Source organism: Spongiibacter taiwanensis, assembly GCF_023702635.1.
Lineage (GTDB): Bacteria > Pseudomonadota > Gammaproteobacteria > Pseudomonadales > Spongiibacteraceae > Spongiibacter > Spongiibacter taiwanensis.
Window position 1 is genome coordinate 3,301,931 of record NZ_CP098455.1, and the last position, 17,406, is coordinate 3,319,336.

General features: G+C 58.2%; 15 protein-coding genes. 7 read left to right on the forward strand and 8 right to left on the reverse strand.

Annotated features, from left to right (window positions below; genetic code table 11):
- Nucleotides 1-64: 64 nt before the first annotated feature.
- Together NCG89_RS14970 and rpsU are read right to left on the reverse strand one after the other, a co-directional pair.
- Nucleotides 65-517 carry a GatB/YqeY domain-containing protein gene (locus NCG89_RS14970; RefSeq protein WP_251087368.1) on the reverse strand — a complete coding sequence of 151 codons (453 nt, stop codon included), beginning with the start codon at nucleotides 515-517 and terminating at the stop codon, nucleotides 65-67.
- Nucleotides 518-538: 21 nt separating this feature from the next.
- The gene (gene rpsU, locus NCG89_RS14975) at nucleotides 539-754 is read right to left on the reverse strand and encodes a 30S ribosomal protein S21 (RefSeq protein ID WP_251087369.1); all 216 of its coding nucleotides are present in this window, start codon (nucleotides 752-754) and stop codon (nucleotides 539-541) included.
- A gap of 280 nt (nucleotides 755-1,034) precedes the next feature.
- Here rpsU and tsaD point away from each other — a divergent pair, with 280 nt between their 5' ends.
- Genes tsaD through folK form a run of 3 tightly spaced genes read left to right on the forward strand, consistent with a single transcriptional unit; the run spans nucleotide 1,035 to nucleotide 2,946 of the window.
- Nucleotides 1,035-2,075, forward strand: coding sequence for a tRNA (adenosine(37)-N6)-threonylcarbamoyltransferase complex transferase subunit TsaD (tsaD, locus tag NCG89_RS14980; protein WP_251087370.1), 1,041 nt, complete (start codon nucleotides 1,035-1,037; stop codon nucleotides 2,073-2,075).
- Nucleotides 2,076-2,078: 3 nt separating this feature from the next.
- Entirely contained in the window at nucleotides 2,079-2,441 is a 363-nt protein-coding gene (gene folB, locus NCG89_RS14985; protein WP_251087371.1) for a dihydroneopterin aldolase, read from the forward strand.
- A complete protein-coding gene (gene folK, locus NCG89_RS14990) occupies nucleotides 2,407-2,946 on the forward strand; it encodes a 2-amino-4-hydroxy-6-hydroxymethyldihydropteridine diphosphokinase (protein ID WP_251087372.1) in 540 nt (179 codons plus the stop codon). The genes folB and folK overlap by 35 nt, the downstream gene beginning before the upstream one ends.
- On the opposite strand, the gene NCG89_RS14995 is transcribed toward folK, so the two are convergent.
- The gene (locus NCG89_RS14995) at nucleotides 2,943-4,037 is read right to left on the reverse strand and encodes a tRNA nucleotidyltransferase/poly(A) polymerase-related protein (RefSeq protein ID WP_251087373.1); all 1,095 of its coding nucleotides are present in this window, start codon (nucleotides 4,035-4,037) and stop codon (nucleotides 2,943-2,945) included. The two genes, folK and NCG89_RS14995, sit on opposite strands and share 4 nt — an antisense overlap.
- A gap of 195 nt (nucleotides 4,038-4,232) precedes the next feature.
- On the opposite strand from NCG89_RS14995, the gene NCG89_RS15000 reads away from it, so the two are divergent.
- From NCG89_RS15000 to NCG89_RS15015, 4 genes are all read left to right on the forward strand, one after another.
- Nucleotides 4,233-5,126: a bile acid:sodium symporter family protein gene (locus NCG89_RS15000; protein ID WP_251087374.1), complete on the forward strand. Its 894-nt coding sequence runs from the start codon at nucleotides 4,233-4,235 to the stop codon at nucleotides 5,124-5,126.
- A gap of 478 nt (nucleotides 5,127-5,604) precedes the next feature.
- Nucleotides 5,605-6,102, forward strand: coding sequence for a DUF2505 domain-containing protein (locus NCG89_RS15005; RefSeq protein ID WP_251087375.1), 498 nt, complete (start codon nucleotides 5,605-5,607; stop codon nucleotides 6,100-6,102).
- A gap of 63 nt (nucleotides 6,103-6,165) precedes the next feature.
- Nucleotides 6,166-7,650, forward strand: coding sequence for a wax ester/triacylglycerol synthase family O-acyltransferase (locus NCG89_RS15010; protein ID WP_251087376.1), 1,485 nt, complete (start codon nucleotides 6,166-6,168; stop codon nucleotides 7,648-7,650).
- Nucleotides 7,650-9,269 (forward strand): carboxylesterase/lipase family protein, encoded by a 1,620-nt coding sequence (locus tag NCG89_RS15015; protein ID WP_251087377.1) that lies wholly within the window; start codon nucleotides 7,650-7,652, stop codon nucleotides 9,267-9,269. The genes NCG89_RS15010 and NCG89_RS15015 overlap by 1 nt, the downstream gene beginning before the upstream one ends.
- 33 nt (nucleotides 9,270-9,302) lie before the next feature.
- On the opposite strand, the gene NCG89_RS15020 is transcribed toward NCG89_RS15015, so the two are convergent.
- The 5 genes from NCG89_RS15020 to NCG89_RS15040 all read right to left on the reverse strand — a co-directional run bounded on the left by NCG89_RS15020 (nucleotide 9,303) and on the right by NCG89_RS15040 (nucleotide 17,395).
- Nucleotides 9,303-10,115, reverse strand: a complete 813-nt coding sequence (locus NCG89_RS15020) for a peptidoglycan-binding protein (protein WP_251087378.1) — start codon at nucleotides 10,113-10,115, stop codon at nucleotides 9,303-9,305.
- A 109-nt stretch (nucleotides 10,116-10,224) separates the two neighbouring features.
- The gene (locus NCG89_RS15025; RefSeq protein WP_251087379.1) at nucleotides 10,225-11,814 is read right to left on the reverse strand and encodes a bifunctional GNAT family N-acetyltransferase/carbon-nitrogen hydrolase family protein; all 1,590 of its coding nucleotides are present in this window, start codon (nucleotides 11,812-11,814) and stop codon (nucleotides 10,225-10,227) included.
- Between the two features lie 34 nt (nucleotides 11,815-11,848).
- Nucleotides 11,849-12,148 carry a DUF6489 family protein gene (locus NCG89_RS15030; protein ID WP_251087380.1) on the reverse strand — a complete coding sequence of 100 codons (300 nt, stop codon included), beginning with the start codon at nucleotides 12,146-12,148 and terminating at the stop codon, nucleotides 11,849-11,851.
- Between the two features lie 89 nt (nucleotides 12,149-12,237).
- Nucleotides 12,238-14,886: an aconitate hydratase AcnA gene (gene acnA, locus NCG89_RS15035; protein WP_251087381.1), complete on the reverse strand. Its 2,649-nt coding sequence runs from the start codon at nucleotides 14,884-14,886 to the stop codon at nucleotides 12,238-12,240.
- A 205-nt stretch (nucleotides 14,887-15,091) separates the two neighbouring features.
- On the reverse strand, nucleotides 15,092-17,395 hold the full coding sequence (locus NCG89_RS15040) for a putative bifunctional diguanylate cyclase/phosphodiesterase (RefSeq protein ID WP_251087382.1): 2,304 nt from the start codon (nucleotides 17,393-17,395) through the stop codon (nucleotides 15,092-15,094).
- Nucleotides 17,396-17,406 lie beyond the last annotated feature (11 nt).

Here is a 17,406-nt window from a genome sequence, read left to right on the forward strand (position 1 = left end):
AGGATTCCGTTATCGGCGAGACGAAAGAGCGTAACAGTGCCGATGGGTGTCGGCAATTACCGACTTACTGAAGGCCAGCCTTGATTTTTTTGCTGACGGCGGCCATGTCGGCGCGGCCCTGCAATTGCGGCTTGAGGATCGCCATGACCTGACCCATATCTTTCATGCTGGTGGCGCCGGTTTGGCTGATGGCGTCTGCAATCAGGGTGTCGAGCTCGGCATCGGTCAGAGGGGTGGGCATGAAGGTTTGGATCACCTCCATCTCAAAACGCTCCTGGCTTGCCAGGTCGTCACGGCCAGCTTGCTCGTACTGGCTGATGGAGTCGCGACGCTGCTTGCACATTTTGTCCAGGACAACGAGCATGCGCTCATCGTCAACGTCGATGCGCTCGTCAACTTCGATGCGTTTAACTTCGGAGAGGATAAGACGAATGGCAGCCAGGCGCTCTTTTTCTTTGGCTCGCATCGCGGATTTCATTTCCGCGGTGAGCTGCTGTTTTAGCGTCTGATCTGCCATGGTCAACAAGCCCCGGCCGGCTTAGTAGAGGCGGGTTTGTTTTTTCAGGTCACGAGAAACTTTTTTGGCGTGACGCTTTACGGCAGCCGCTGCCTGGCGCTTACGCACAGAAGTGGGCTTCTCGTAAAACTCGCGGCGACGTACTTCTGCCAGTACACCGGCCTTTTCACAAGAGCGCTTGAAACGGCGCAGGGCAATATCAAACGGCTCGTTCTCTTTGATTTTCACTGAAGGCATTCGTAAAACCTGTCCTGAAATTGTGGGCAAATTGCAGTCTAACAACGGAAATTTGCAGTTTTCTGGCAAATGATGCCGCACGTTTTGTTAGCGACATCTCCAAGGGCGCAGAATTCTAAACCCAAGCGGGCGAAAAAGCAAAGCCCGAAAGGAGATATTAACCGCCTAAACAGTGCTTTGGCGCGTCGGCGCTCGGCGGGCCGCAAGTTGTGCAGAGGCGTCTGAACTCAGTATCATTGCGGCCCCTCCTTATACGGCGGCAAATTGAGTTGATGGTGTTGTGCGGGTTTTAGGTCTGGAAACATCCTGTGATGAAACCGGCGTTGCTATTTTTGATAGTGATGCGGGTTTGCTCGCCCATGCTTTGTACAGCCAGGTGGCGCTCCATGCCGAGTTTGGTGGTGTGGTGCCCGAGCTCGCTTCCCGGGACCACGTGCGCAAAATGTTGCCGCTGGTGCGTCAGGTGTTTGACGAGGCGGGCCTCAGTGCTGCCGATATTGATGCGGTGGCTTTTACTCAGGGGCCGGGCCTGGCCGGTGCCTTGATGGTCGGTGCCTGCGGCGGCCGGGCGCTAGCCTATGGCTGGGGGGTGCCTGCAATCGGCGTACATCATATGGAAGGCCACCTGCTGGCCCCGATGCTTGAGGCGGACCGCCCCGAGTTCCCCTTTATTGCCCTGCTGGTCTCCGGCGGTCATACCCAGTTGGTGCGGGTAGAGGGCATCGGCCAATACAAGATGCTGGGCGAGTCACTGGATGATGCCGCCGGCGAGGCCTTTGACAAAGCCGCAAAGATGCTGGAGTTGGGGTACCCCGGCGGCCCCGCCCTGGCCCGGCTCGCCGATCGCGGTAACCTCGACCGATTCACCTTTCCCCGGCCAATGGTGAACCGCCCCGGTCTGGATTTCAGTTTCAGCGGGCTCAAGACCTTCACCCTTAATACGATTGCTGACTGCCGTGGTGACGGTGAGCTCAGTGAAACCGATCGCGCCGATATCGCCGCTGCTTTCCAGCGGGCGGTGGTGGAGACCCTGGTGATTAAATGCACCCGGGCCCTGGAGCAGGAGGGGCTCAACCGCCTGGTGATTGCCGGTGGCGTGAGTGCCAATAGCATGTTGCGCGCACAGCTCGCGACTCGTCTGGAAAAACTGGGCGGCCGGGTGTTCTATCCGCGGCCTGCCTTTTGCACTGATAACGGGGCCATGATCGCCTACGCCGGATGCTGTCGTCTGCTGGCAGGTGAGTTCGAACCGCTGGGCGTCAAAGTGCGCCCGCGCTGGCCGATGGATCAATTGGCGGCGGTTGGCAACGCTCAGGAGTAAGTTATGGATATTGTGTATCTGCGCGGCCTGCGCATAGACACTATTATTGGCATTTTTGATTGGGAGCGGCAGCACCGTCAGCCGGTGGTGTTGGATGTGGAAATGGCGACCGATATTCGTCCAGCCGCGGCCGATGACGATATCGCCCTGACTTTGAATTACAAAGCGGTGTCGGAGGCGCTCATCGATTTTGTCGAGGCCAGCCGCTATGAGCTGGTGGAAACCCTGGCCGAAGAGTGCGCTGCGCTGCTGCGGCGCGAGTTCGGCATTCCCTGGTTGCGCCTGACCTTGAGCAAACCCCAGGCGGTCGGCCGGGCTCAGGATGTTGGCATTGTCATTGAGCGGGGCAGTCGCACGGGTGGTTGAGGTTTATCTCGGCCTGGGCAGCAACCGCCAGCGCTACACCCACCTGGCCAGGGCGCTGGACGAGCTGAGTGAGCGCTTCGGCAAGCTGGGTCTGTCCCGGGTGTTTGAGAGCGAATCAGTTGGTTTTCAGGGCAGCCTGTTCCTGAATATGGTGGTTTCGTTGACCACCGACTTGTCGGTGGCGGCGCTGGCCGAGACCTTAAGGGCCATCGAATATCGCCACGGCCGCCAGCCGAATGCGCCCAAATATGGCCCGCGCACCCTCGATATTGATCTGTTGCTGTATGGCGATGCCACCGGGGTCATCGATGGTGTGGAGCTGCCGCGGGGCGAGGTGCTGACCAATGCTTTTGTGTTGTGGCCGCTGAGCGAGCTGGCGCCGAATTTGGTGCACCCGGTGGCACAACGCAGTTACCAGCAACTCTGGCGCCATTATCCCGGGCAGCAAGTGTTGCAGCCCGTACCTTTCCGGTGGCGCGATCAGCACATTTCCACCAGCGATTAATTCGGTTTCATCAGCTTGGCGATGACGTCGCAGCGTTTCTGACGCAGGGCGGTACCGAGGGCCTTGCCGTTGTATCCCTCCGCCATTAATTCTGCCGCATTCACCTCGGCAGCGCTGCGGGCTGCCTTTTCGATCAGTTGCAGAATCGCATCATGGCTGCCGCTGATTGCCCGGACCCCATCGCAAAAGTCTTTGAGCAACTCGGGGCGGCGCAAATAGTCAAATTGCTCAATCAAGGTCAGGATGTTCTCCGGGTTGTCCAGGGCGGGCAGCGGGATATGGGCGGCAAACAGGGTAGCCAGTCGCTGGGCGCTGGCGCTGCAGCGCAGGGTCTGGCACAGCTGGTTGGCCTGCTGGGTATCCAGTGCCGCCGCACTGATGGCAAAGCGCACTGGCGTGGCGAGCTGTAGGGTAGCCGCCCGGCTAACGGCTTTGAGAATGCGGTCGGTGAGGGCCTCAGCCCAAGCGGGGTGCAGGCTGGCGATTGCCCGGCAATCCAGTAGCACTTTGAAAAACACCGCCGGGCTGCGTTCCCCCAGGGCCCGTGTGAATTCGGTCCACAGGCGCTCGGGGGAGAGGGTGCGCAATTCACCGCTGTCGCTCATTTCCGTCATCAGCGCCAGGGTGTCCTCGGCAACTCGAAAACCCAGATGGGCATAGCGGGCTGCATAGCGGGCCACCCGGATCACCCGCAGGGGGTCTTCCCGAAAGGCGGGGGCGATGTGTCGCAGCAGGCGGTCGGCAATATCTTGCTGGCCGCCGTAGGGATCGATGATCGTGCCCTCGCTGTCCATTGCCATCGCGTTGATACGCAGGTCACGGCGACTGAGATCCTCCTCCAGGCTGATCTCCGGGCCGAAGTCGCAGACAAAACCGTGATATCCGCTGCCTTGTTTGCGCTCCCGACGGGCCAGTGCGTATTCCTCTTTGGTTTCAGGGTGGAGAAACACCGGGAAATCCTTGCCGACCTGCTGATAACCAAGCGCGATCAGCTCATCGGGGGTGGCACCGACCACCACCCAGTCCTTGTCTTGATAGGGGTAGTTCAGCAATTGGTCGCGGACTGCGCCGCCCACAAGATAGGTCTGCATCTGCGTCGAAATGTCCTGATTACCGCAAAGTAGGGGCAGTATAGTGCCATCCCCCCGAGCGTTTGCAATGGTGCGTGGGCAACACGGCAACGTCTGCCCGCGGTGATGTGCTGACTGCGCTGTGCCGGGGGCCGCTTCGTCTGTCCTGGAGCTTCGCGTATCATGGGGCCAATTGATAATAAGAGTTGTCACTTCATGAGTTCGTTTGACCTTTTTTTTACCGTGATTATTCCCGCTACCCTGATTTTGATTATGGTGGGGATGGGCATGAGTTTAACGCCATCGTCCTTTGCGGTGCTGGCCAGACGGCCCAAACCAGTGTTGCTCGGCCTGCTTGGCCAAATGCTGTTGCTGCCACTAATCGCTCTTGCCATTTTAAGCTTGGTGACCGTGCCTGATCACGTCGCGTTGGGCTTGCTGTTGTTGTCGGCCTGCCCGGGCGGGGTGACCTCAAACGCGGTGTCCTTTGCGGCGAAGGCCGATGTTGCGCTGTCGGTGGGGCTAACGGCGATGAATAGCCTGCTGATTGTGGTTACCATGCCGCTGATCCTGGGGCTGGCGCCCAGTTTGTTGTCTCTGCAGGAGCTGGCCGCCTTTTCGCTTCCGGTGGGCTTACTGATCAAACAGCTGATGATGCTGTGTGTTGTGCCGGTCGCTGTAGGAATGCTAGTGCGGGGCTATTTTCCCGCCTTTGCCATTGGCATGGAAGGTAAAATGCGGATTGCAGCAGCGGTGGCAATGGCCTTCGTGTTAACGGGTTATCTGGTGAGCGAGCGAGCATTGTTGCTGCAGAATTTGACGAGCATGGGTGTGCTGGTCATTGGCTTTATGTTGACGGTGATGGCGGCGGGTTGGCTGTTAGGCACCCTCGGACGATTGGGGAGGCAGCAGCGTACTACCATCATTATAGAAGTCGGCTTGCAGAATACTTCGGTTGCCGTGTTTGTGGCAACGGTCGTGCTTGAGAATCAAGCCATTGGGATGTTGCCAGCAACCTACGGCGCATTAATGATGTTTGTAGTCGGTGCGTTTGCCCTGGTGAATGCCAAGCTGGGTAAGAAGGTGGCTGGGGCACAGGTTTCAGCGTAGCCCCATTTTTTCGGCAGCTCGATTGCTTTCGCGCAGGGGTGGCTTCTGCTGCGAAGAAAAATAGCAAAAAGTAATAACGACTAAATTAAGCTGTATTTCTGGAATTAAATTTTATCGGTTGATTCTTCTCCTGCCCATTTTCGTTGTGCGTCTTATGCAGGGCGCATTCCGTCGTGTTAGCCATTTTGATCTCTGCCGTGTTGCCTGTTGGTGGATCGTGATCTACCCGTCATTGCGTCCTACTCACCCCGTTGGTGATCCTTTGTCTCTTCTGTTGGATGATGGCTGACACCTTAGGGCAGCAGCTCGAGCGACTTTCATCAATGAGCCCTATCAAGGGGCTATTTGCTTAATTGCTGATTAACAAAATTCGTGCGATAAAAGCCAAATCCGGGTGAGTCACGATGGTGGACCGGAGCAAAAGCGCGGCAGAAATCTGCGACGTTAATAATCATAAATAGCGCTCAAGGAGTTGGCATTGGCGGTAACCTTTGTATTTGATCGGGACTTGCCCGAGGTGGCGGCGCTTTTTCTAAGCCCGGACTTCAGGCGCTTCAGGAGTGAACGTCTTGGCGAGAGCCAGGTAAGCTGCAAAGTGAAGAAGACGGCCAGTCAGGGTCACGAGTTTCTCATGTCGCGTCGGGTAACTCGGTCCTTGCCCGCGATGTTCAGCAAATTCTTTGAGCCGAGTCAGCTATTCCATTTGCGAGAAAATTGGCAAAACACAGTGAAGGGCTGGAACGGCGAGTTTGAGGTCGCGATTGAAGGTCAAAGCATTGATATTTATGGCGACTTTGCCCTTGAACCCCATCGTGCGGGTTGCCGTTATACGATCAATCATCAGTGTGCTGCCCGCGTCCCCCTTATTGGCCGACGCCTGGAGAAATTTGTGATCAGCCAGGCCGACAAGGGGGTGGAGCAGGAATTGACGTTTCTACAGGCGTATCTGCGCGGGGATATCGACGGCGCAGTTTAGCGCAGCTGGCGGCGACCGATGTGGCGTGAATAACAACATTAATCAATAAGTGGGCGGGATGCGATGCTACAGCTAACAGGTCAAGATGCGGCGATGTTTCAATTGGAGACGGCTGCCGTGAAAACCCATTTCACTGTGGTGACCATTTATGATCAGTCCACGGTGAAGGGCGGCAAGCTGGGTTTTCAGGAAATTCTCAGTTACTTCGACAAAGTGATGGCAGGGCTGCCAATCTTTCGGCGTAAAGTCTGCGGTGTGCCCTTCAATCTGGATGCCCCTTACTTGGTGGATGATCCGGATTTTCATATTGAATCGCATATCAAACACATTGCCCTGCCAGCCCCCAAGGATTGGCGGCAGTTCTGCATTCTATGCGCCCAAATTCAGGCGACCCCAATCGATAACTCCAAGCCAATGTGGGATATGCACGTGATTGAGGGGCTGGATAACTGTGACGATCTTCCCAAGGGCTGCTTCGCCATACTCACCCGCATGCAGCACTCCCTTGCCGACGGCGATACGGTTCGCGGTTTGTTGGCGGCACTGCATCAGCCGGCCGGTGTGAGCTATGAACCACCGGCAAACTATGAAGCGCAGCCGGAACCATCGCTGCTGACCATGTCCCGTCGGGCGATGGTCAATAATTTCAAGCAAGGGTGGAAGACAGAAGCCTCCTTCCTGCGCAAAGTGCCCATGCTTGGGAAGTCCCTCGGCAAACTGGCGGTGAATCGTATTGAGTCACTGTTTGAGGATGCTGAAATTGACGAGCAAGTGGCAGTGCCGAAGACATTGTTTAACGGTCCGATGGAGTACCGACGCGTGTTCCAGGCCAGGGCCTTTGACCTGGATGCGATCAAGGGCATGCGCGTGCTGGCCGAGAATTCGACCGTCAATGATGTGGTGCTGACCCTAGTGGGGGGCGCGCTTCGTCGCTACCTGGAAAGCCAGAATGCGCCGCCAAGCGACCATCTGTTTGCGATGTGCCCGGTGAACATGCGCGAGGATAAATTTAGTAATAGCAGCAGTTTTGGCAACAACATTTCGTTGATGCGGGCGTGTATGTTCACTGAGGAGAGCGACCCCGCTGTGCGCATGAAGCTGGTGGCTGAGGAGACCCGAGAGTCCAAGAAAATTCAGCGCGCGAATTCAACCAAAGAAATGCTGGCGATCAGTGAAAATATTCCCAATGTCTTGGTGGCTGCCGGTGCGCGTGCGCTGCTGCCCTTCGCCTTGAGCAAGTTTGAATCGAGGCCGATTGCCAATGCGGTGGTGAGCAATGTGCCAGGTCCGCAACAGCCGCTCTACTTCCTGGGTGCCGAGATGCTGATTTTTACGGGTGTGGGTCCTCTGGTTCCCGGTATGGGATTGCTGGTGGCCAGCACAAGTTATAACGGTCGATTGACCATTGGGGTGTCGGCCTGCCCGAGTTGGGTTAGCGATCCTCAGCAACTGGCGCAGTGCCTGCAAGAAAGTTTTGACGAACTTTGCGCGGCCTCCCTTGCCCGGCGCCAGCAGGCAACCACAGGACGCGCTAAGGCGAAGTCCTGATGGCAGGCAAAGCAAGTCGGCGTTTGGTTGTGCTGCTGGTTATTGTCATCGTCGTCATGGGTGTTTGGCTGCTAAGTCGAAGGCCTGCGGGCGATGATGTGCACCTGGCGATAGCCGCGGGGACCTTGATCGGCAAGCAACGCGATGGTGTCCAGCGCTTCCTGGGCATTCCCTATGCGCAACCGCCAGTGGGTGAACTTCGTTGGCGGGCGCCCCAGCGCCCGGTCACCCCCTGGCAAGGTCCGCGTGACGCCGCTTCCTTCTCCGATGCCTGTGTGCAGGGGGCCAAGCCTGAAATGGCATCGGGCTCCAATGAGGACTGTTTGTATCTGAACGTGTGGGCGCCGGCTGCACCGGGCGAGTACCCGGTCATGGTCTGGATTCATGGCGGCGGATTAATGTTGGGCTCCGCCAATGAGCCGCAGTACGACGGCGAAGTACTCAGCGGCCGCCAGGACGTGGTTGTGGTGTCCCTCAACTATCGCTTGAGTTACCTCGGATTTTTACAAACTGACGATCTTGAAGGGAGTGGGGTCCCCGGCAACCAGGGCTTGCTGGATATGGTCGCTGCCCTGCAATGGGTGCAGGAAAATATCCGCGCATTTGGCGGCGATCCGCAACGGGTAACCGTGTTTGGTGAATCCGGCGGCGGCGTCGCGACCTGCCTGCTGTTGGCCTCGCCCCTGACCGAGGGGCTGATGCATCGCGTTATTTTGCAAAGTGGGGTGTGCGAGGCCCTGGGTGCCCTCAGTGCCGAAGAGGCCAAAGCCCAGCAGCAAAAATTCCTGTCGACTATCGGCTGCAGTGACGCTGCGTCGCCGATCGACTGTGCTCGATCCCTGAGCCCCGAGGAGATTGAAGATCGCGGTATTACCCCGAGTAATCTGCTGACCTCCAGCTCTGAGTCGTTTTCCTACTTTCCCAAACCTGTTATCGACCAGCACTTTCTGCACGACACGGCGATGTCGAGTTTGGCGGCGCAGCCTAAAGCTGGCGTACCCATGGTGGTGGGGATCAATCGAGATGAGGGGAGTTTGTTCACCGGCAACCTGGAATTTCCCCAAAGCGAGGCGGAATATCTGCAGCGGTTGGAGGAAATGGTGCCTGGCAGTGGCCAGGAATTGGCGACGTTATATCCCTATGACGATTACCAGCCAATCGGGAGCGCGTTCTCGCAACTGTTTAACGACGTGATGCAGGTGTGTCCCAGTCGTGAATTGGCTGACCTGTGGTCAACGCAAAATGCGGTGTTTTTCTATCACTTTGAAGAGGAAGCGAGTGCGCCGTTGCTGTCGATCATGACCTGGTTTTTCAACGATGGCGCCGCTGAGCTGGGCACGTATCACGGGGCAGAGATGCCCTATGTTTTTGGATATAACAGCTTTGCCGGTCGCGTGGGGAATGAGCAACAGCGGCGTACCCGGTCTCTGGTGATGGATTACTGGTCTGCCTTCGCCCGCTCCGGGACACCCAGCGCGGCGGAGCTACCGCAGTGGCCGCGCTACAGCGAGGCCGAGCCCCGCTACCTGAAGCTGCGCGCTGGTCCTGAGGTGGGTAGTGCCCTGCGTCAGGAACAGTGTCAGTTTTGGGCGCGCCACCCCGAGTTTTCATTTTGGTAATGGCGCCGATAAGTTCTCGCCTGATCTTGCTTGTTAGGTCAGGCGCTGTTTGCCTTTTTCGAAGGTATCAATAAATCGCGCCAGGCCGTGGCTGCCGCCGTTGATCAGTCTGCGGGCGCTGGCAAGGTCATTGCCGATCAGAGCGTATTTGATACGTGCCTGCTTGCTCTGGATGTAGGCGACCAGCAGCCGTGCTGCCAGGCGTGGATGATTGGCCCATTCTGGGTGCGCCAGCAGGCGATCCTCAAGACCCTGCTGCAGGGAGAAGTGTTGATAATTTGCCCGGCCGGTCAGCTGAATAAAGCCTCTGCCACGATAGTTGGCGCCGTCCGGTGGGCCGATGTTGCCCAGGTCACTGCGATAGTCGTAAAGATCAAAGGGGCGGCCATTGGGGGAGGTGTTGTACTTCGATACCGCCTCCGAGACGGGCTCAAAGGTTTCGCTTTCGGCCCGGATGGTGGCCAGGGCCATCAGCACCAGGTCCCGGTCGTCCATGGCGCCGTATTTAATGGCCAGCAAGATTTCCGGCAAATTGGCTTCGATGTTTTTTCGCGGGGTGCTTTCAGGGAAAATAGCGGCCACGAAATCCACGTCGATCTGGTGGCAGATGGGGTGGAATTGACAGCTCAGGTCTGGGCCCGTCACGCCAATCTGAGTGAGCAATTCGTCGCTGGCCTCGCCGTTGGGCAACAGTCCGAAAAAACGCTGGCAGGCGATCAGGGCGGCCTCAGTGGTCGGGCCAAAATGGCCGTCAATGGGATGCGCATCAAATCCCGCCAGGCACAGATGGGCTTGAAGTCGGGCGACCTCGTCCCCTCTGCAGCCAAGTTTGAGATCTGCGCTCATGGTTCCCTTTCGCCCATTACTAGCATTACAAATGTATGGCTCAGTGTAGACGTCAGCGGATAAATCGACAAATGCACACCGGGTATTGCCCGGTGTGCGGTCTGTGAATTTATTTACCGCGCCACTTCATCTGGTACAAATCGTGGCGGCGGTCGCGCAGGTTCTGCACGGTCCCGCTGTTGCGGGCAATACGCAGGGCCTCTGGGCGAAGATCGGCAATGGCCACGGTCTCGACATTGGGGGTGGTGTCGGCCGCAATGCCGTCCCGGGCAAAGTGGAAGTCACAGGGTGTAAGAATACAGCTTTGCGCGTACTGGATATCCATGTTGGCAACGTTGGGCAGGTTGCCCACGTTGCCCGACATGACCACGTAAATCTGGTTCTCCACCGCGCGGGCCTGACAGCAGTAGCGCACTCGCAAATAGCTCTGGCGCTCGTCGGTACAGAAGGGCACAAACAAAATTTCAGCGCCCTGGTTTACCAGGTGACGGGACAGTTCGGGAAATTCCGAGTCGTAACAGACCAGCACTCCGATGGGGCCGCAGTCGGTGTCGATCACGTTCAGATCGCTGCCGCCTTCGATATTCCACCAGAATACCTCATTGGGTGTGGGATGGATTTTGGCCTGCTCGTCGATGCGGCCGTCCCGGTGAAACACATAGGAAATGTTTTCCACGCGACCGTTTGGTACCCGGGTCGGGTGACTGCCGCCGATGATATTGATGTTGTAGCGCACGGCCAGGTCTTGCATGGCCTCTTTGAACCGGGGGGTGTACTTGGTGAGTGCCTCGATCGATTCAATCGGGGTCAGCTCCTGGTCTTCGATCGACAGTAGCTGGAGGGTAATCAGTTCGGGAAACACCACGAAGTCGGCCTTGTAGTCGGCGACCACGTCAACAAAGTACTCCACAAAGGACATGAATTCGCTGAAGGAGTGAACCCGTCGCTGCATGTACTGCACGGTGCCCACCCGAACCGTATCAGGTTGACGACCACCATAACGCTTGATGTGGGCATCGCTGGCGGCGCTGTCGATTTTGGGGTTGCGCCATACCAGGTGAACACCGTAGCCCATCGAGTCCAGATCGGTGACCAGATAGCCGGGCACCAAAGACAGGACTTCAAAGCCGTTATGTAACTGGAACGACAGCACGGGGTCTCTGGCGGTCTTGTTAACCACGGCATCAAGGTAGGCGTCTGCGCTGCCGTAGCGTCGTATCCGCCGGGACAATCCCGGCAGGCGGCCCACAAATACAATGCCCTTCAGACCCAGGGACTCGCACAGCTTTTTGCGGGCATTGTAGAGGCGCTGGCCAATTCGATAGCCGCGTACTTCTTTATCGACACAGACCTCCATGCCGTAGAGCCATTCGCCTTGAGGGTCGTGGCGGGAGCCAAAACCATCTGCCGTGATTGACTCCCAGGTATGGGGTTTAAGCCCTATTTCACTGCTGATGCGGAAGGTCGCGCAGTAGCCGACTACGTCATCATCGAGAGTGACAACGAACTTGCCCTCGGGAAAATAATTCAGCTGGCCGCGCAGTTCGGCGCGGGTGTAGGGGTCGATGCCAGTGCCCTTGTAAACCCGTTTGGAGAGGGCCTCGATGGACGGAATATCGCCGAGCGCCGCATTTCGTACTCGCAACACTTTGCCAGAGGCAGTCAGATTCTTACTGCCGGAGGAGGTTTTGGATTTCATGATTTACAACTCAATGGATTGGCTTAGATGACGCCTATTTGCTGGCCGCTTTTTTTCGGGGGGCGCGCCGGCGCGGCTTGTCTTCCTCCGCTTCTTCGGGCTCTTCCGTATTGCGGCGGGTGGCATAGGCGCTGAGGGATTTGAGAATGCGCGCTGACAGGTCCACCGTTTTCATGCCTTCGGTGAAGGCGGTTTTGGCGATCTGTTGGACCATTTCTGAATCGCCATCGGAGATGCGTTTGGAGATAGCGTCCCAGAATGGCTGTACGTCAGGCAGGCCGATAAAGCGGCGCAGCTCTTCCGGGGTGATATCGACTTCCAGGTTTATTTTCATGCCGCCTTGCTCCACAAAAAGTGTACCCGTCTTCGGGGGTGAGTATGCCACTGGCGACGGCCGCGGCAAAGCCTCGGCCGTCATTCAAGTCAGCGATCGAGCTTGGCCAGTACGTATTGCAGGATGCCGCCGTGGCGGAAGTACTCCACCTCCTGGGCGGTATCGATTCGGGAACGGGCGAGCACCTCGTGGCGGCTGCCTCCCTGGCGGGAGAAAATCACCCGCAGGTTCTGCTTGGGGCTAAGCTCGGGGTCGCAGGGCAGCACGTCAATTTGCTCATCGCCCTGCAAATCGAGCATCGACAGCGGCACCTCGGGGTCGAGCTCCACCGGGGCGATGCCCATGCCGACTAAATTGGAGCGGTGGATTCTCTCGAAGCTTTCCGCAATGACCACTTTGACACCCTGCAGCAGCGGTCCCTTGGCCGCCCAGTCGCGACTCGAGCCGGTACCGTATTGACTGCCGGCGACGATCGCCAGCGGGGTTCCTTGTTTGGCGAACTTCATCGCTGCATCAAAGAAACTCAAAACTTCGTCGGCTTTGGGCCCCCGAGTGTAGCCGCCGACCTTATCGACCAGCAGGTTGTTCAGCCGGGTGTTGGCAAAGGTGCCGCGCATCATCACTTCGTGATTACCTCGGCGGGAGCCGTAGGAGTTAAAGTCCTCCGGTTTGATGCCGAGACTCTGCAAGTAGTGGCTGGCGGGACTGTCCAGGGCGATCTTGCCGGCGGGGGAAATGTGGTCGGTGGTGATACTGTCGCCGAACAGGCCGAGCATGCGCGCGCCGCGAATTTCCGGAAAAACGGGCTCGCGAATGTCCAGCTGATCAAAAAACGTTGGGCAGCGAATATAGCTGGAGTCTTCCTGCCAGGGGTAGGTATCGCTGGCCTCCACGCTGAGCGCGCGCCACTCTTCGGTGCCGTGATAGACATCGCTGTAAGCCTGGCGGTACATGTCGCCGCTGACCAGTTTACGGATCTGTTGGATCTCATCACCGGTGGGCCAGATGTCCTTCAGGAAGACGTCCTTGCCGTCTTTGTCCTGACCCAGCGGGTCAGACTGGATATCGGTCATGGTGGTGCCGGCAAGGGCAAAGGCCACCACCAGTGGCGGCGATGCCAGCCAGCTGGCCTTCACCTGGGGGTGAATTCGTCCTTCAAAATTCCGGTTTCCGGAAAGCAGGGCTGATACAGTGAGGTTGTTATTTTCGAGCGCCTTGGCGATGGGCTCGGGCAGGGGGCCTGAGTTGCCGATGCAGGTGGTGCAGCCGTAGCCCACGACGTCGAAGCCCAGCGCGTCGAGGTCTTCCTGGAGGCCGCTCTCGCTCAAGTATTGGCTGACAACTTTTGAGCCGGGGGCCAGCGAGGTCTTGACCCAGGGCTTGACGCGTAGGCCGCGCTGGCGAGCCTTTTGGGCGACCAGCCCGGCGGCGATCATCACATCGGGATTGGAGGTGTTGGTGCAGCTGGTAATAGCAGCAATGGCGACGGCGCCCTGGTGCAGCTCCAGGTCCATTTCCTCGATGGCTAGGCGGTCGTCGACACTGGCGCCACCGAGCTCGATAAACTCCTGCATGGCGTTTTGCAGGCCGCTCAGCCCCACCCGGTCCTGGGGGCGTTTGGGCCCGGCCAGACTGGGTTCTACGGTATCGAGCTGGAGTTTGACGGTGCTGCTGAATACCGGGCTGTCACCGGGCGCCCGCCACAGCCCCTGAGCTTGGCAGTAGGCTTTGGTCAGGGCGACGGTCTCCTCCGGCCTGCCACTGAGTTGAAGATAATCGAGGGTTGCATCATCCACAGGAAAGAAACCGCAGGTGGCGCCGTACTCGGGTGCCATATTGGCGATGGTGGCCCGGTCGGCCACGGTCAGCTGGGCCAGGCCGTCGCCGAAGAATTCGACAAACTTACCGACTACTCCTTCCTTGCGCAGGATTTCGACCACGGTCAACACCAGGTCGGTGGCGGTGACGCCTTCCTGCAGTTTGCCCTGTAATTCAAAGCCGACCACCTCGGGCAGGATCATGGAGTAAGGCTGGCCCAGCAGGGCTGCTTCGGCCTCAATGCCGCCGACCCCCCAGCCTAGGACACCCAGGCCGTTGACCATAGGGGTGTGGCTGTCGGTGCCCACACAGGTGTCGGGGTAGGCCAGTGCGCCGTCGTCGGTGTTCTCATGCCACACTACCCGGGCCAGGTACTCGAGATTGACCTGGTGGCAGATGCCGGTGCCAGGGGGCACCACATTGAAATTCTTGAAGGCCGATTGCCCCCACTTCAGAAAGCGATAGCGTTCCACGTTGCGGCTCATCTCCAGGGCCACGTTCTCGGCGAAGGCCTGGGCGGAGCCAAACTGGTCAACGGTAACGGAGTGATCGATGACCAGATCCACGGGAATTTGCGGGTTGATAGCGCGAACGTCGCCACCCCGTTTGGCCACCGCATCGCGCATCGCTGCCAGATCGACGATGGCGGGTACACCGGTAAAGTCCTGCATCAGCACCCGGGCGGGGGAGAAGTTCAGGTCGTCGCCCCCGGTGGGCGAGTCGACCCAATCGAGAAAGGCCTCGATGATGTCGTCGGTAATGGTGCTGCCATCGAAATGGCGCAGCTGGTTTTCCAGCAGCACCTTGAGGGATTTGGGCAGCTTCGCCACCCGGGGGTCGTTGAGTTTGGTCAGATCAAAGTAGCGGTACTGCTGGTTGTTGCACGTCAGCTCCGTCAACAGATGTTGGGTAGACTGCATGGCAAGCTCCTCTGGCTTCTCCGTAATCCACAGCAGTTACCCTAGCACAGGCCCACAAAATAGACAGGTCGTAGTGGCCCATGCGCTAAACAATGTCTCGTCCAGCTTCGGCACAAGGGCTTTTGGCAAGGCGTAGCCCGCGGAATACCCAAAGCACTCGCTGCGCTCATGGGGCAGGCTCTGGCCCGGCCCATTGCAAGGGCCACTAGCTCGCCTGCCGTTCGAGGCTTTGAATCAGGTTTGAGAAGGCCTCGGCGGTCATGGGCGAATTGCGGTAGAAGCCTTCCAGGCAACGCGTGGAGTTGGCCTTGAGGTATTGCATCTGGCTGTCTGTCTCCACGCCGTCGGCGATCAGCGTCATGCCGAGGCTTTTGCCCAAAGTGCAAATTGCCTCTGCCCGTTCGCGGTCCTCGTTGTCCGGGCTGAGATTGCTGACAAAGCTGCGGTCGAGTTTGATCACATCCACAGGAAGGCTGCGCAAATTGCCCATGCAGGAATAGCCAACGCCAAAGTTGCCCAGGGCGATGCGCACACCGAGGGCTTTGAGGTTGCTGAGTATTTTGATGCTTTTGTCGATGTCTTCCATCAACACGCTTTCGCTGATTTCGACCTCCAGGCACTCGGGTGGCAGGCCGGCATCCTTGAGTGCTGATTGAATGTCGGCAAGCAGGTGGCTGGCGTAAAACATTGGCCGCCACAGCTCCACAGCGATGCACAGGGTTTGGCCCGAGGCCGCCAACCATTGCTGATGCAGGCGGCAGGCCTGGTTGAGCATCCATCGGCCAATCGGGACCAACAGGCCCATCTCTTCAGCCGCTTTCAGGAAGCGAGAGGGTGTCACAAGGCCCATATGGGGGTGTTGCCAGCGCAGCACCGCCTGCACGCCGGAAATGCCGTCCCGTTTGAGGTTCTGTTTGACTTGAAACATCAGCGTGAACTGGTCGCGCTCCAGTGCCTGTCGCAAGTTGCTCTCGAGGGCCAGGCGCTCAATGGATTCGGCGTGCAAATTAGAGGAGTAAAGCTGGAAGGTGTTTTTGCCCTCTTGCTTGGCCTTGTACATGGCGATATCGGCGTGCTTGGTAAGGGTTTCTTCATCGCGGCCGTCTTCGGGGAACATACTGATGCCGATACTGGCGGTGACGCTGAAGTTTTGACCGGCGAGCTGGTAGGGTTTTGCAACGGTCTGAATAATTTTGCGGGCGACGGTCACGCATTCTTCCGCGGTTTTCACCACGGGCAAAATAACCACAAACTCGTCGCCGCCCAGGCGGGCGACGATATCGCTTTCTCGCAGGGCATCGCGCAAGCGCTGGGACACCTCCTTGAGCAAATCATCCCCGGCGTCGTGGCCAAGAGTGTCGTTGATGTATTTAAAGTGATCCAGGTCCAGAAACATCAAGGCCAACTGGGTGTTGGCGCGTACCCCCTGGGCGATATTCTGGCTCAGCAGTTTGCTGAACAGACTGCGGTTGGGCAGGCCAGTGAGACCGTCGTGGTAGGCCAGGTATTCGATCTGCTCTGCATGGGCGATCTTGTTTTCCACCTCGAGTCGGCGACTGCGGGCGAGCTGGGCGCTGAGCCGCCACAGCAAGCCAATGACCAGCAATAACAAAAGGTTGATAAGGGCTCCGCGCGCGATATAGGTGTCAGCTCGCGCTTGCATTGGGGCGTGTTGCTCTGCCTCCGACAGCCCCACTGCGACCGCCAGCGGAAAACCAAACAGCGCGCGGGCGGAGATGTAGCGCAGCTCGCCATCCAGTGGGGAGCGGCGCAACAGCGATACGGTTTCCATGTCGCTGGCCAGGCCCTCCATGAACTCGCCATAGTTCATCGGTTCGCCCGCGATGACCTGCTGTCCCAAGCGGCGCACTTTGACCTGCCCCTCGGTGCCGATCAGCGCCAGCATGCCGTTTTCACCCATTCGGCTCTCGTCATAGCTGCTGGTGAAAAAGGCCGCGTCTGCTTCGATAACCGCCACGCCAACGAAGTCGCCCTGTTGATTGCTCAGGCGGCGGCGGAACTGCAAATACTCGCTTGAGCTTGTCGTGGCTGCCGGTGCATCGATAATCAGGTTATCGCTCTGGGCGTGAGTCGCCAGGGTGTCTTCGTCCACGGGGTAGGCCAATGTGGCAGAGCCGGGCAAGGGCCGGCCGCCTGGGCCCAAGATGGCGATGTTGAACAACAGGGTTGGGGGCAGCAGTTCTCGCACTGACAGTTCGGCGAGAATTTGATCACGTGGCTGCTGATCAAAGGCGTATTGAATGATTTTGAAGTTCTGCTCAATTTCCCGCAGTACTCTGAGTACCTGGGCCTCATAGGTTTCTGTCAGTTCCCGGGTCATGGCAAGGGCGCTGTCGCGGGTGGCTTGAGTATCGACCCGGATCAGCAAGACCGTGCCCATCCATAGCACGGCACTGACGATCAGGGCCAAGGCCGGAAACAGAATTTGTGTTTCGGTGACGCGCTGAGCCATGCGTTTGAAGGGTTTTGTTTTCATCATATCGGCCATTGAGATAGCGC

What these genes read in the sequence shown, in the direction of transcription:
- NCG89_RS15010 (WP_251087376.1), top strand. Translation starts at nt 6,166, where the DNA reads ATGCTACAGCTAACAGGTCAAGATGCGGCGATGTTTCAATTGGAGACG.
- folB (WP_251087371.1), top strand. Translation starts at nt 2,079, where the DNA reads ATGGATATTGTGTATCTGCGCGGCCTGCGCATAGACACTATTATTGGC.
- NCG89_RS15040 (WP_251087382.1), bottom strand. Translation starts at nt 17,395, where the DNA reads ATGGCCGATATGATGAAAACAAAACCCTTCAAACGCATGGCTCAGCGC.
- NCG89_RS15020 (WP_251087378.1), bottom strand. Translation starts at nt 10,115, where the DNA reads ATGAGCGCAGATCTCAAACTTGGCTGCAGAGGGGACGAGGTCGCCCGA.
- rpsU (WP_251087369.1), bottom strand. Translation starts at nt 754, where the DNA reads ATGCCTTCAGTGAAAATCAAAGAGAACGAGCCGTTTGATATTGCCCTG.
- NCG89_RS14970 (WP_251087368.1), bottom strand. Translation starts at nt 517, where the DNA reads ATGGCAGATCAGACGCTAAAACAGCAGCTCACCGCGGAAATGAAATCC.
- NCG89_RS15015 (WP_251087377.1), top strand. Translation starts at nt 7,650, where the DNA reads ATGGCAGGCAAAGCAAGTCGGCGTTTGGTTGTGCTGCTGGTTATTGTC.
- NCG89_RS15000 (WP_251087374.1), top strand. Translation starts at nt 4,233, where the DNA reads ATGAGTTCGTTTGACCTTTTTTTTACCGTGATTATTCCCGCTACCCTG.
- NCG89_RS15030 (WP_251087380.1), bottom strand. Translation starts at nt 12,148, where the DNA reads ATGAAAATAAACCTGGAAGTCGATATCACCCCGGAAGAGCTGCGCCGC.
- acnA (WP_251087381.1), bottom strand. Translation starts at nt 14,886, where the DNA reads ATGCAGTCTACCCAACATCTGTTGACGGAGCTGACGTGCAACAACCAG.
- NCG89_RS14995 (WP_251087373.1), bottom strand. Translation starts at nt 4,037, where the DNA reads ATGCAGACCTATCTTGTGGGCGGCGCAGTCCGCGACCAATTGCTGAAC.
- NCG89_RS15025 (WP_251087379.1), bottom strand. Translation starts at nt 11,814, where the DNA reads ATGAAATCCAAAACCTCCTCCGGCAGTAAGAATCTGACTGCCTCTGGC.